This is a genomic window from Pseudomonas sp. (assembly GCF_046581935.1).
GTDB lineage: Bacteria > Pseudomonadota > Gammaproteobacteria > Pseudomonadales > Pseudomonadaceae > Aquipseudomonas.
In genome coordinates this window covers 371,332-384,324 of sequence record NZ_JAYGFK010000012.1, presented here as the reverse complement: position 1 = coordinate 384,324, position 12,993 = coordinate 371,332, and the positions used below count along the sequence as shown (strand labels likewise).

General features: G+C 57.4%; 11 protein-coding genes. 7 read left to right on the top strand and 4 right to left on the bottom strand.

Going from position 1 to position 12,993, the window contains the following annotated elements:
* Positions 1-18: 18 nt before the first annotated feature.
* The 6 genes from hisS (at position 19) to VCA57_RS09580 (ending at position 6,777) form a co-directional block, all read left to right on the top strand.
* Positions 19-1,302, top strand: a complete 1,284-nt coding sequence (gene hisS / locus VCA57_RS09605; protein WP_411184763.1) for a histidine--tRNA ligase — start codon at positions 19-21, stop codon at positions 1,300-1,302.
* A 106-nt stretch (positions 1,303-1,408) separates the two neighbouring features.
* Positions 1,409-1,990, top strand: a complete 582-nt coding sequence (locus VCA57_RS09600; RefSeq protein ID WP_411184947.1) for a tetratricopeptide repeat protein — start codon at positions 1,409-1,411, stop codon at positions 1,988-1,990.
* Positions 1,983-3,134 carry an outer membrane protein assembly factor BamB gene (gene bamB, locus VCA57_RS09595; protein WP_411184946.1) on the top strand — a complete coding sequence of 384 codons (1,152 nt, stop codon included), beginning with the start codon at positions 1,983-1,985 and terminating at the stop codon, positions 3,132-3,134. Before VCA57_RS09600 ends, bamB begins: the two co-directional genes overlap by 8 nt.
* Before the next feature lie 128 nt (positions 3,135-3,262).
* Entirely contained in the window at positions 3,263-4,735 is a 1,473-nt protein-coding gene (der, locus tag VCA57_RS09590; RefSeq protein ID WP_411184762.1) for a ribosome biogenesis GTPase Der, read from the top strand.
* A 105-nt stretch (positions 4,736-4,840) separates the two neighbouring features.
* Positions 4,841-5,989 (top strand): pyridoxal phosphate-dependent aminotransferase, encoded by a 1,149-nt coding sequence (locus VCA57_RS09585; protein ID WP_411184761.1) that lies wholly within the window; start codon positions 4,841-4,843, stop codon positions 5,987-5,989.
* Positions 5,977-6,777 carry an amidohydrolase gene (locus VCA57_RS09580; RefSeq protein ID WP_411184760.1) on the top strand — a complete coding sequence of 267 codons (801 nt, stop codon included), beginning with the start codon at positions 5,977-5,979 and terminating at the stop codon, positions 6,775-6,777. The genes VCA57_RS09585 and VCA57_RS09580 overlap by 13 nt, the downstream gene beginning before the upstream one ends.
* Here the strand turns inward: VCA57_RS09580 and VCA57_RS09575 are convergent.
* Positions 6,774-7,157, bottom strand: coding sequence for a MerR family transcriptional regulator (locus VCA57_RS09575; protein WP_411184759.1), 384 nt, complete (start codon positions 7,155-7,157; stop codon positions 6,774-6,776). The two genes, VCA57_RS09580 and VCA57_RS09575, sit on opposite strands and share 4 nt — an antisense overlap.
* Positions 7,158-7,233: 76 nt before the next feature.
* Between VCA57_RS09575 and VCA57_RS09570 the strand changes: the two genes are divergently transcribed.
* Positions 7,234-8,313, top strand: a complete 1,080-nt coding sequence (locus tag VCA57_RS09570; protein WP_411184758.1) for an SDR family oxidoreductase — start codon at positions 7,234-7,236, stop codon at positions 8,311-8,313.
* A gap of 18 nt (positions 8,314-8,331) precedes the next feature.
* Here the strand turns inward: VCA57_RS09570 and leuA are convergent, their stop codons facing one another.
* From leuA to dapC, 3 genes are all read right to left on the bottom strand, one after another.
* Complete coding sequence (gene leuA / locus VCA57_RS09565; protein ID WP_411184757.1) at positions 8,332-10,002, bottom strand: 2-isopropylmalate synthase; 1,671 nt, start codon at positions 10,000-10,002, stop codon at positions 8,332-8,334.
* A gap of 319 nt (positions 10,003-10,321) precedes the next feature.
* The gene (locus tag VCA57_RS09560) at positions 10,322-11,578 is read right to left on the bottom strand and encodes a mechanosensitive ion channel family protein (protein ID WP_411184756.1); all 1,257 of its coding nucleotides are present in this window, start codon (positions 11,576-11,578) and stop codon (positions 10,322-10,324) included.
* A gap of 217 nt (positions 11,579-11,795) precedes the next feature.
* Positions 11,796-12,992 carry a succinyldiaminopimelate transaminase gene (dapC, locus tag VCA57_RS09555; RefSeq protein ID WP_411184755.1) on the bottom strand — a complete coding sequence of 399 codons (1,197 nt, stop codon included), beginning with the start codon at positions 12,990-12,992 and terminating at the stop codon, positions 11,796-11,798.
* Position 12,993 lies beyond the last annotated feature (1 nt).

Here is a 12,993-nt window from a genome sequence, read left to right as displayed (position 1 = left end):
GACTATTAAGGAAGTAAATTGAGCAAGCCCCTGCAAGCCATTCGTGGCATGAACGATATCCTGCCCGAGCAGACTCCGCTTTGGCGTTACATTGAAGGTGCCGTGGCTAGTCTGTTGGATGGCTATGGCTATCGGCAGATGCGCATGCCCATCGTTGAGTTCACCGAGCTGTTTAAGCGCTCGATAGGTGAAGTCACTGACATCGTCGAAAAAGAGATGTACACCTTTGATGACCGTAATGGCGACTCCCTGACTTTGCGTCCTGAGGGTACCGCTGCGTGCGTACGTGCGGTACTTGAGCATGGCTTGTCTGGTGGTGGGCAAACTCAGAAACTCTGGTACATCGGTCCGATGTTCCGTCATGAGCGTCCGCAAAAAGGCCGTTACCGCCAGTTTCATCAGATTGGTGTGGAAGTTTTCAATATCGATGGCCCGGATATTGATGCCGAGCTAATCGTTCTGACCTGGCGTCTATGGGGTCTGTTGGGCATTCGTGATGCCGTGAAGCTTGAGCTCAATAGTCTGGGCACCAGCGCTGCTCGTGCGGTGTACCGTGATGCGCTGGTCGAGTTTTTGACTGCGCATGCCGACCAGTTAGATGAAGACAGTCGTCGGCGCATGGTTAGCAATCCATTGCGTGTGCTCGACAGCAAAGCGCCAGAGACTCAGGCGCTGTTGCAAGATGCGCCGAAGATGGCGGATTACCTGGATGAGGAATCGCGGGTCCACTTCGAAGGCCTCAAAGCCCGCCTCGATGCGGTCGGTGTGCCTTACGTAATCAATCCGAAATTGGTGCGTGGCCTGGATTACTACAGCAAGACGGTCTTCGAGTGGGTCACCGATCAGCTTGGCTCCCAAGGTACTGTCTGCGCCGGCGGCCGCTATGACGGCCTTGTCGAGCAGATGGGCGGCAAGCCGACCACTGGTGTGGGTTTTGCCATGGGTATCGAACGTTTGGTGCTGTTACTCGAAACTCTAGGTAAAGTACCGGCTGAAATCGCCCGCACGGTCGATGTCTATCTGTGCGCTTTCGGTGAGCCTGCTGAGTTGGCCGCGCTGGCTTTGAGCGAACGACTGCGTGATCAGTTGCCTGGTTTGCGTCTACAGGTAAATGCCGGCGCTGGCAGCTTCAAAAGCCAGTTCAAAAAGGCCGATAAAAGTGGTGCGTTGTACGCTTTGATTCTTGGTGAAGACGAGCTGGCCCAGCAAGTGGTAGGTTGCAAGCCGTTGCGCGGTCAGGGCGAGCAACAAAGTATTGCCTGGTCGGCACTCGCCGATCATCTGGCGACTTGCGCCAATTAGGCCTGAGCGCCTGTTAAGTGATTTAGCGAATAGGAGTGTTGGGGTGGTTTCGCGTACTGATGATGAAGAACTGGCGGTAATCAAGGACTGGTGGCAGCGTAACGGCATGCCACTGCTGACCGGTGTTGCGCTTGCGTTAGTGCTGGTATTCGGCTGGCAGGGCTGGCAGAGGTATCAGAGTAATCAGGCTCATGGTGCCTCGCTGGTTTATCAGCAATTGCTAGAAGCCGCTCTGGATCCGAGCGGTAAGCCTGACGCTGGTAAAGTTGCAGAACTGGCCCACACCCTGAAAAGTGATTATGCCGGTACTCAATACGCCCAATACGGCAGCCTATTCGTGGCCAAAGTGGCGGTCGAGGCGGGTAAGTTGGATGACGCCGCTAGCGAGCTACAGGCCATCGTCGATAAGCCGGCTGACGACAGCCTGGGTGAATTGGCGCGTCAGCGCCTGGCGCGTGTTTTGGCTGCTCAGAACAAGCCCGAAGATGCCTTGAAATTGCTGGATGCCAAGGTTGACCCAGCGTTTGCAGCCGGTCGCGAAGAGGTTAAAGGTGATGTTTTGGTGCAACTCGGCCGTGCCGATGATGCCCATGCCGCCTACGAAAAAGCCAAAGCTGCGCTCTCTGACGATGCTGCTGTCGGGGGTTTACAAATGAAGCTGGATGATCTGGCAAAAGGGGATGCGTGACGTGATGCGTTGGAAGAATGCCGCACTGCTGGCCCTGGCCGTTCTGGCTGTAGGTTGCAGCAGCAATAGCAAGAAGGAACTGCCTCCGGCCGATCTGCCTAAGTTCGAGGAAGAGGTTCAGCTGCAAAAAGAGTGGAGCCGCTCAATTGGCGATGGCCAAGGCGAAACCTTCAACATGCTGGTGCCGGCCATTGATGGCGAGCAGATTTATGCCGCAGACGTCGAAGGCTTGGTCGTGGCCATGGATCGCATGACCGGCAAGGTTATCTGGAAGGCTGATCTGGAACTGCCAGTTTCCGGTGCCGTAGCTGCAGGTTATGGCTTGGTTGTGGTCGGTACGTTGAAAGGCGAGATCATTGCCCTGGACATCGCTACAGGTGAAGAGAAGTGGCGTGCCCGCGTGACCAGCGAGGTGCTGGCTGCACCTGCGTTGAATGGCGATGTGGTGCTGGTGCAAACCCAGGATGATCGCTTGATCGCTTTGGACGCGAACACGGGTTCGCAGCGCTGGATTTTCGAAAACACTCCGGCTGTGTTGACTCTGCGTGGTACCGGTAGTCCTGTACTGACCAACCGCCTCGCGATTGCCGGTCTGTCGACCGGTAAGGTGATTGCTCTGGATGCGCAGCGCGGCATTCCTGTGTGGGAGCAGCGTGTAGCTGTTCCGCAGGGGCGTTCCGAGCTGGATCGCGTCGTGGATATCGACGGTGGTTTGCTGCTTTCGGGCGGCACGCTGTATGCCGTCAGCTACCAGGGCCGCGTCGCCGCGATGGATTTGGAAAGCGGGCGCATCCTTTGGCAGCGTGAAGCATCCAGCTCAGTAGGCGTGGCCAAGGGTTATGGCAGCGTTTATGTCAACCTGGCCAGCGGTACTGTTGAAGGTATCGATGAGCGTTCGGCGTCGGCACTGTGGAGCAATGATGCTCTAGCACGCCGCCAACTGTCGGCACCGGAAGTGTTCTCTAGCTATGTAGCATTCGGTGATCTGGAAGGCTACCTGCATCTGGTTAGTCAGGTGGATGGTCGTTTCGTTGGTCGTACACGCATTGACAGCGATGGCATGCGTGCTCGCCCGCTAGTAGTGGGCGACTGGCTGTATGCCTTTGGCAACAGCGGCAAACTGGTGGCGCTGACCATCAAGTGATTGTTCGCTGACGCTTTGGTTATGCTGCCCAACACATAGGGTTGTGCAGCATAGCCAGTGCAATTAATTCCGGCCGCTGCCTCTGCAGCGGCTTTTGTATTTTCTGAAATAACGAAGTGGAGAGCCTAATGGTTCCCGTAATTGCCCTGGTGGGCCGTCCGAATGTCGGTAAGTCCACCCTGTTTAACCGCTTGACCAAGTCCCGTGACGCGATTGTCGGCGACCTGTCTGGTCTGACCCGTGATCGCCAATACGGCGAGGCCAAGTGGCAGGGGCGAACCTACATCGTCATCGACACTGGTGGTATTTCCGGTGACGAAGAAGGCATTGACGCGAAAATGGCCGAGCAGTCGCTGCAGGCTATTGAAGAAGCCGATGCCGTACTGTTCTTGGTTGATGCTCGCGCAGGTTTGTCTGCCTCTGACCAGATGATTGGTGAGCACTTGCGTCGTCGTAACAAACGCAGCTTTCTAGTGATCAACAAAGTCGACAACATCGATACTGATCTGGCTCGCGCCGAGTTCGCCAGTATGGGCATGGGCGAGTCCCTAGCGATTGCCGGTGCTCATGGTCGCGGTATCACCCAGATGCTCGAAGCCGTGCTGGGTTCTTTCCCCAAGGATGCCAGCGAGCCGGAAGAGGGCGAGGAAGAGGAAGTCGTTCTTGAAGGTCAGGAAGCTAAACGTATTCCCGGCCCGAGCGAGAAGGATGGCATCAAGCTGGCGATTATCGGTCGGCCCAACGTCGGTAAATCGACCCTAGTCAATCGCATGCTGGGTGAAGACCGGGTGATCGTCTATGACCAGCCCGGCACTACCCGCGACAGTATCTATATCCCGTTCGAGCGTGATGAAGAGAAGTACACCTTGATCGACACTGCCGGCGTACGTCGTCGCGGCAAGATCTTCGAGGCGGTGGAAAAATTCTCGGTGGTGAAAACCCTGCAGGCGATCCAGGACTCTAACGTCGTTGTATTCGTCATGGATGCCCGCGAAGGTGTGGTTGACCATGACCTCAATCTGCTCGGCTTCGTGCTGGAAAGCGGCCGCGCTCTGGTAATCGCCCTGAACAAATGGGACGGCATGGAACCCAGCGAGCGCGACTATGTGAAGGTCGAACTGCAACGCCGACTGTTCTTCGTCGACTTCGCCGATATCCACTTTATCTCAGCGCTGCATGGTACCGGGGTGGGCAACCTGTACAAGTCGGTGCAGGCCTCATTCAAGTCGGCGATCACCCGCTGGCCGACCAACCGTCTGACTACGATTCTTGAAGACGCCGTCAGCGATCACGCGCCACCCATGGTGCAAAACCGCCGCATCAAGTTGCGCTATGCCCACTTGGGTGGTGCTAACCCGCCGCTGATCGTTATTCACGGCAACCAGGTCGAGGCGGTGCCCAAGTCCTATATCCGTTACCTGGAAAACACCTACCGCCGTGTGCTCAAACTGGTCGGTACGCCGATCCGTATCGAGTTCAAGGGCGGCGATAACCCGTATGAGGGCAACAAAAACACCCTCACGGATCGTCAGGTGAACAAGAAGCGTCGCCTGATGAGCCACCACAAGAAGGCTGAGAAAAAGCGTAAAGACAAGCGCTAAGCTTGGGTTAAAACGCTCTTAAAAGGCACCTTCGGGTGCCTTTTGTGTATCTGGGGGATCGGCTATTCTGCTGCATCACTCGCGCTCAAGCTGGATGCCGCTTTAATGATTGTCAGCAAATTGCCGAACGTCGGCACCACCATCTTTACTCGCATGTCGCAACTTGCCGCCGAAACCGGCGCACTAAACCTGTCCCAAGGTTTTCCGGACTTCGATGGTCCGCAGGGGCTGCGTGATGCCGTCACCCGGCATATCGCTGCCCGGCATAATCAATACGCGCCGATGACTGGCTTGCCGGCCCTGCGTGAGCAGGTAGCGGCAAAAATCGCCCGCTGTTATGGCCGAGTCGTCAGTGCCGACAGTGAAGTCACCATCACACCGGGTGCCACACAGGCAATTTTCTGCGCGGTACAGGCTCTGGTCCACCCAGGCGATGAAGTGATTGTCTTTGATCCCTGCTACGACAGTTACGAACCTTCAGTCGAACTGGCCGGCGGGCGTTGCGTGCATGTGCCGCTGGCCTTGCCTGATTTCGCTATCGACTGGCAGCGGCTACAGGAAGCGCTGAGTAGCAAGACGCGGCTGATCATTCTTAACAGTCCGCATAACCCCAGCGGTGTATTGATTAGCCGAGAAGAACTGGATCAACTCGCTGCGCTGATTCGCGGGCGCGATATCTACCTGATCAGCGATGAGGTCTATGAGCATCTGCTGTTCGATGGTCGCCAGCACGCCAGTGTGCTGGCTCATGACGAGTTGTATCAGCGCGCTTTTGTCGTAAGTTCATTCGGCAAGACCTATCACGTCACCGGCTGGAAAACTGGCTATGTGATCGCGCCACCCGCCTTGAGTGCGGAGTTGCGTAAGGTGCATCAGTACGTCAGTTTCTGTGGTGTGACGCCGCTGCAATGGGCGTTGGCGGATTACATGGCTGAGCATCCTGAGCACGTTGACGAGCTACCGGCGTTCTACCAGGCCAAGCGTGATCTGTTCTGCGACCTGCTGGCTGACTCGCGCTTTGCTTTTACCCGCGTCGCCGGCACCTATTTCCAGCTGGCCGACTATTCGGATATTCGCCCCGATCTGGATGATGTTTCGATGGCTGAATGGCTGACCCGCGAGCATGGCGTGGCGGCAATCCCTGTATCGGTGTTCTACCAGCAGCCACCCAAGGATTTACGTCTTGTGCGCTTCTGCTTTGCCAAACGTGAAGAAACCCTGAGCCAGGCGGCGGAAAAACTATGCGCGATTTAACCCGGTTGCCCGATCTGGAATTGGCGCTGATCCAGACCACGCTGGCCTGGCAAGACCCAGCAGCCAATCGCGCGCACTTTCAGGCGTTACTGCAGCAGGCAAAGGGGGCAGATCTGGTCGTCTTGCCGGAGATGTTCAGCACCGGCTTTTCCATGGATTCTGCTGCCCTGGCCGAGCCTGAGGATGGCCCGACCAGCCAGTGGCTGCTTGAGCAGGCCCAGGAGCTACAGGCTGTGGTCACAGGTAGCCTGATTATTCAGGCTGCTGACGGTTCATACCGCAATCGCCTGCTGTGGGCGCGGCCGGATGGCAGTTTGGTGCATTACGACAAGCGTCATCTATTCCGCATGGCCGGTGAGCATAAGCATTACCGCGCTGGCGAGCAGCAAGTTGTACTGGACGTGAAAGGTTGGCAGGTGCGGCCGTTGATCTGTTACGACCTGCGGTTTCCGGTGTGGAGTCGAGATTCGCAGGCGACTGATCTGTTGCTGTACACCGCTAACTGGCCGGCGGCGCGGCGTAATCACTGGAATCGTCTACTGCCTGCGCGGGCGATCGAGAACCTGTGTTATGTGGCGGCGGTTAACCGCATCGGTGAAGACGGCAACGGTTATGCCTACAGCGGTGACAGCCAGGTGCTGGACTTTCAGGGTGAGCCATTGCTTATGCCGCAAGGTGCAGATGGAGTGTTCCGCACGACACTCAAAGCGGCAGAACTGGCTGCTTATCGGCAGCGCTTCCCTGCATATATGGATGCCGATGATTTTATTTTGAGTGGTCTCGCTTAGCGTGTGGGCTGCTTGGCCAGTGCTGCTTGCGCGGCAGCGCTGGCTTCCAGTCGTAGCTTCTCGTTGTGTAGAAACTCGCGTAACTGATGCAGCTCGGCAATCTTCTGCTCAACCTCCGCCAGCTTGCGCGTGACCAGTCGCGCACCTTGCGCACAGTCCATTTGTTGTTCACGCCTGGCCTGGAGAATCTCGCCGATTTCGCCCAAGGTAAAACCCATGCTCTGTGCTTGTTGAATAAAACTCAGGTCATCAAGTGTTTGTGGGCTGTATTCGCGGTAGTTGTTGGCTGATCGTCCGGTGCTGATCAGTCCCAGGCTTTCGTAATAGCGCAGGGTGTGCCGGCTTGCGCCACTGCGTTTTTCCAACTCGCCAATTCGCATGAAAATCTCGCTTGACTGTAGAGTGTGCTCGATAGTTTAGCGTGCTCGGGTTATTAACGGCTCGGGTGGATTGATCATGCATAAACACTGTTTGGTAACCGGCGGCAGCGGCTTTATCGGCCAGCACCTCTTGGCTGTGCTGACCCGTAAGGGGTACTCAGTCACGCTGCTGATGCGTCAACCGCAAGCCTTGTCGGCGTTGCGGTTACAGATCAATCAGTTGGGTGGTGACGGTGAGTTGCTTGCGGCTGTGACAGGTGATTTAGCGCGTGCGGACCTGGGATTGGATGCCGCGGCCCGTGAGCAGATACGCGATGTGGCGGTGGTGTTCCATCTGGGCGCGCAGTTTGCCTGGGGGCTATCTGCCGGGCAGGCGCGCCAGGTCAATGTCGAGGGGGCTTTGGCAGTGGCTGAGTTGGCCGCGCAGCAGGGTAGTCGCTTGCTGATGGTCGGTGGTTATATGTTGGCTAATCATGGGCACTTACAGCGTGTTGGTATTGATCTGGCTAATCCGCTGAATACTGACTGGGATCGGCTCTATCGGCGTACCGGCGGCTATGAAGGCAGCAAGTTGGAGGCGCATTTTCGCGTCGTGGCCGCCATGCGTGAGCTGAACGCCGAGTTGACCGTGGTGCATCCTGCAACCGTTTGTGGCCATAGCCAGAGCGGGCATATCTTGCCTGCGCAGCCCTTGGCTGGCTTGATCGAAAATCTTTCCGGCGGCCGCTTGAGTGCAATTCCCGGATCAACAGCTCATTGGCTGCCGCTGGTGACTGTGGACTTTCTGGCGGCGTTGATGGTGGCGGCTGCGTTTGATGTGCATCAGGCCGGGCAGGAGATATTGGCGTTGGATGCACATACACCCAACTTACAAGGCATGTTGCAGCTGTTGGCGCAGGCGCTGAGGGTGCCTGCGCCGAGCCGTCATGTATCGATAGGTTTATTGCGCACGCTGTTAAAGGTGCCGGGTGTTCCGCGTTTGTTGCGCACCGATGCCGAGTCGCTGGATTTTATCCAGACCACGCGCTTCGATACCGCTGCGACCGAAGCATTCGTTCAGCGACACCAACTGACTTGGCCAGATATCGGCCAAGCCTTACAAGCGACAGCGGGTTACCTGGCCAGCGCGCCGTCAGCTGCCGTAAAGCAGGGCTGACGGCTTGCTAGGTGGTGCTTAGGCGGCTTGTTCAGCTGCTTGAGCAATGGCGCGGTTGAGTGCGCTAAACAGCGCACGGAAACTCGCCGTGGTCAGGTTTTCGTCGATGCCCACGCCGTGCAGAGCACGGCCACCGTTGACGCGCAGCTCGATATAGGCGGCTGCCTTGGCATTGGTGCCGGCACCAATGGCGTGCTCGGAGTAGTCCATGATCTCCACTGCGACCGGCAGGCCGGCTACCAGCGCTTCCAATGGGCCTTTGCCGATGCCGCGCCAGTGCTGGGTTTCACCTTCGCAGACAATCTCCACATCGACCGCGCTGGTGCCGTTCTCTTCCTGCAGGCGATGGCCTTTCAGGGCATAAGGGGTGGTGGCTTGCAGGTATTCACTGTCGAGCAATTTGTAGATTTGCCCAGCAGTCATCTCCAGGCCAAGACGGTCGGTTTCACGTTGCACTACCTGGCTGAACTCGATCTGCATACGGCGTGGCAGGTTGATGCCGTATTCCTGCTCAAGCAGGAAGGTGATGCCGCCTTTGCCGGACTGGCTGTTAACGCGGATCACCGCCTCGTAATCGCGGCCAATATCGGCCGGGTCGATTGGCAGGTACGGCACTTCCCAAACAGCGTCGCTCTTCTGTTGGGCGAAACCTTTGCGGATGGCGTCCTGGTGTGAGCCAGAGAACGCGGTGTGGACCAAGTCACCGGCATACGGATGACGAGGGTGCACGGGGATCTGGTTGCAGTCTTCGACGACCTTGCGCACGGCGTCGATGTCGGAGAAGTCCAGCTGTGGGTTCACGCCCTGGGTGTAGAGGTTCAGCGCGACGGTTACCAAGCAGACGTTACCAGTACGCTCGCCGTTGCCGAACAGACAGCCTTCGACGCGATCCGCGCCGGCCATTACCGCCAGCTCGGTAGCCGCGACGCCAGTGCCACGGTCATTGTGGGTGTGCACGCTGAGCAGCACGCTGTCGCGTTTGTCGATATGGCGGCCGAACCACTCGATCTGGTCGGCGTAGTTGTTCGGCGTGGCGCACTCGATAGTCGCGGGCAGGTTGAGAATCAGCGGGTTGGTCGGGGTTGGCTGGAACACCGCGATCACCGCGTTGCATACCTCAACGGCGAAATCGGTTTCAGTGCTGCTAAAAACTTCTGGCGAGTACTCAAAGCCCCACTGGGTTTCCGGTGCGGCATCGGCCAGGCGCTTGATGGTGGTGCCAGCCGCCACGGCGATGGCTTTGACGCCCGCTTTGTCCTGGTTGAAGACGATTTTGCGAAAGCTCGGCGCGCAGGCGTTGTAGTAATGCACGATGGCTTTCTTCGCGCCCTTGAGCGACTCAAAGGTGCGCTCGATAAGGTCGTCACGCGCCTGGGTCAGCACCTGGATGGTCACGTCATCCGGGATGTGGCCACCTTCGATCAGTTCGCGGACGAAGTCGAAGTCGGTCTGCGAGGCGGACGGGAAACCCACTTCGATTTCCTTCAGACCCACCGCCAGCAGACATTTGAAAAAACGCATCTTTTTCTCGGCGTCCATCGGCTCAATCAGCGACTGGTTGCCGTCGCGAAGGTCGGTGGAGAGCCAGATAGGGGCTTTGTCGATGATTTTGTCCGGCCAAGTGCGGTCTGGAATGCTGATTTGGGTGAACGGACGGTATTTGCTGGATGGATCTTTGAGCATGCTCATGGGGAGTCCTTTTGGGCTCGGTTGCAGATGGCGAACCGGGCGAAAGCTAAAACAAAATTGAGGCGCTGGCGTTAGAAATTAGCCACGCAGTCGCTGGCTGACCAAGCAGAGGTTGGCGTGTTGGCGCAGCAGGATGAGGGTGTGGTGAGTGTTCATAGCGCCAACCCTAATCCCTGAGGTAAAAGCTGGCAAGCAATGCGAAAAAAATTGGTGTTTATCGTTGCGCAATACGCTTTTGTTTGTTTTTTATGCCTGTAAAAGGCTTTGGGCTTTGTGAAAATTGCGGGCGGCTTTGCTGTCATCGCCACCCGTTCTTTAGTCAGCCTTGGCTAGCCGGTTGCGTGGCGTTTTTCAGTTCGCGCATATCGGCCCCACTGGGGTGCTGGAAAACCCGTAGACCGAACTCAGGCAGGATCGCTAGCAAGTGGTCGAAGATGTCCGACTGGATCGCCTCGTAGCGGGCCCAGGCGATGGTGTTGGTGAAGCAGTACAGCTCCAGCGGCAGGCCATTTGCTGTCGGGTCCAGCTGCCTGACCAATTGGGTCATCTCTTGGTGAATACTCGGGTGTTGGCGCAGGTAGTGCTCGATATAAGCGCGGAAGGTGCCAATGTTGGTGACGCGGCGAGTGTTTGCCGGCTCTTTGCTGGCTTCAGCCAGTTCGCTGTTCCAGCTGAGCAGCTCGCTCTGTTTACTGCTTAGGTACTGGCCGAGCAGTAGAAAACGCTGCAGGTGGGCGATTTGTTCTGGGCAGAGGAAGCGGATGCTGGTCTGGTCGAGCAGCAGGCTACGTTTGATCCGCCGGCCACCGGCTTCTTGCATGCCGCGCCAGTTCTTGAATGGGTCGCTGATAAAACGCTTGGTTGGGATGGTGCTGATGGTTTTATCCCAGTTCTGCACCTTGACGGTGTGCAGGGCGATGTCGATGACATCGCCATCAGCGTTCAGTTGCGGCATTTCAACCCAGTCGCCAACGCGAATGATGTCGCTGGACGTGATCTGTACGCTGGCCACCAGTGACAGCAAGGTGTCTTGAAATATCAGCATCAATACGGCGGCCATTGCGCCAAGGCCGGACAATAGGATCAGCGGTGAGCGATCGATCAGGCTGGCGATCATCAGGATTGTGGCAATCGCAAAGAGCAGGATTTTCACCACCTGCACGTAACCCTTGATCGGTTTCAGGTGGGCATTCGGGCGTTTCTCGTAAAGTGTGTTGAGTAACGTCAGGGCACCACTGATGGCCAGGGCAATGGTCAGCACGATAATCGCGCTGCAGACATTACGTGTTACCGCGACGGCAGTTTCTGGCAGGTTAGGCACCAGGGAAATGCCGGCGGAGATGATCATTGCCGGTACAACATTGGCAAGCCGCGCGGTAACCCGTGAGTCATGCAGGGTGCCGTTCTGACCTATGGGTGTGGCTTTCAGTGCGCGGTACAGCCCCTTTAGCAGGATGCGTTTGACCATCCAGTTGGCTAGCCAGGCGGCCAGTAACAACAGCGTTAAACCGGTCAGGCTGTAGAGTTCAGGATAGTGCTCAAGCCAATTCTGGGCGTTGTTGTACAGGTCGTTCATGCCGCTCCTCTGGGGTTAATCAGGATCTTTACGCGGCTACCTTAACAAACGAGTCTTCAGTGGGCAGGGTGGCTTGGTTGCTGAACGTGTCCTGCGACACTAAGTCTGGCGCTTGAGGATTGCTGGCGGGCGCTGTCCTGTGGGCAGCGCCTTAGCGAGGTGTCGAGTGCCGCTGCGTTGCCCGATAGCAACGCGCTGGCGGCGATAAGTGGGGCGTTTACTGATTGCTGACGAAGCGCCGAATTCGTTGTGCGGCTTCGATACATTCAGCTAGCGGTGCAACCAGGGCCATGCGTATACGGCCTGCGCCTGGGTTGAAACCATCCACTTCGCGCGACAGGTAGGAGCCGGGAACCACGGTGACATGCTCGCGTGCGAACAGCTCGCGGGTAAATGTTTCATCGTCTATTGGTGTTTTGGCCCACAGATAGAAGCCGCCATCAGGCCGCTGTACATCCAGTACACCGTCAAGAATGGCCAGCACCGCATCGAATTTTTCGCGGTATAGGTCGCGGTTAGCTTTGACGTGTTCTTCATCGTTCCAGGCGGCCACGCTGGCCAGTTGCGTTTGTACCGGCATGGCGCAGCCGTGGTAGGTGCGGTAGAGCAGGAAGGCTTTCAAAATATCGGCGTCGCCGGCAACAAACCCGGAACGCAGGCCTGGCAGATTGGAGCGCTTGGACAGGCTGTGAAATACCACGCAGCGCTTGAAATCATTGCGGCCCAGTTCGGCGCAGGCGGTTAGTAAGCCTGCTGGTGGGTGGTCTTCATCGAAGTACAGCTCGCTGTAGCATTCGTCAGCGGCGATCACGAAGTCGAACTTGTCGGCCAGGGCGATCAGCTTTTTAAGCGTATCGATTGGGATCAGCGCGCCGGTGGGGTTGCCGGGTGAGCAGAGAAAGAGAATCTGGCAGTGCTGCCAAGTGTCATCGCTGACTGCGTCGAAATCTGGGTTGAAGCCATGCTCTTCCAAGCAGGGCAGGTAGTGCGGCTGCGCACCAGCGAGCAGGGCTGCGCCTTCGTAGATTTGATAGAACGGATTGGGGCTGATCACCAGACCGCCGACATCGCGTTTAACCACGGTTTGGGTGAAGGCGAACAGCGCCTCGCGGGTACCGTTCACCGGCAGCACATGGCGTGCAGGGTCGAGCACCCCGGCAGGCAGATTAAAGCGCCGGCTACACCAGTTGGCGATGGCTTCGCGCAGCGCCGCAATACCCAGCGTGGTTGGGTAAACCGCCAGTTGTTCGAGGTTATCAGTCAGCGCCTGGGCGACGAACGCCGGCGAGCGGTGCTTAGGCTCGCCAATTGACAGGGCGATGGCTGAGCGGTCGGCGGCGGGTTGCACGCCAGCGAGCAGGGCGCGGAGTTTCTCGAACGGGTAAGGCTGCAGCTGGGCGAGGGCGTGGTTCATG

Bases quoted from the DNA above. Each gene is read 5' to 3' on its own strand.
- VCA57_RS09585 (WP_411184761.1), top strand. From the start codon at position 4,841: ATGATTGTCAGCAAATTGCCGAACGTCGGCACCACCATCTTTACTCGC.
- VCA57_RS09575 (WP_411184759.1), bottom strand. From the start codon at position 7,157: ATGCGAATTGGCGAGTTGGAAAAACGCAGTGGCGCAAGCCGGCACACC.
- VCA57_RS09580 (WP_411184760.1), top strand. From the start codon at position 5,977: ATGCGCGATTTAACCCGGTTGCCCGATCTGGAATTGGCGCTGATCCAG.
- bamB (WP_411184946.1), top strand. From the start codon at position 1,983: ATGCGTGACGTGATGCGTTGGAAGAATGCCGCACTGCTGGCCCTGGCC.
- VCA57_RS09600 (WP_411184947.1), top strand. From the start codon at position 1,409: ATGCCACTGCTGACCGGTGTTGCGCTTGCGTTAGTGCTGGTATTCGGC.
- VCA57_RS09560 (WP_411184756.1), bottom strand. From the start codon at position 11,578: ATGAACGACCTGTACAACAACGCCCAGAATTGGCTTGAGCACTATCCT.
- VCA57_RS09570 (WP_411184758.1), top strand. From the start codon at position 7,234: ATGCATAAACACTGTTTGGTAACCGGCGGCAGCGGCTTTATCGGCCAG.
- der (WP_411184762.1), top strand. From the start codon at position 3,263: ATGGTTCCCGTAATTGCCCTGGTGGGCCGTCCGAATGTCGGTAAGTCC.
- leuA (WP_411184757.1), bottom strand. From the start codon at position 10,002: ATGAGCATGCTCAAAGATCCATCCAGCAAATACCGTCCGTTCACCCAA.
- dapC (WP_411184755.1), bottom strand. From the start codon at position 12,992: ATGAACCACGCCCTCGCCCAGCTGCAGCCTTACCCGTTCGAGAAACTC.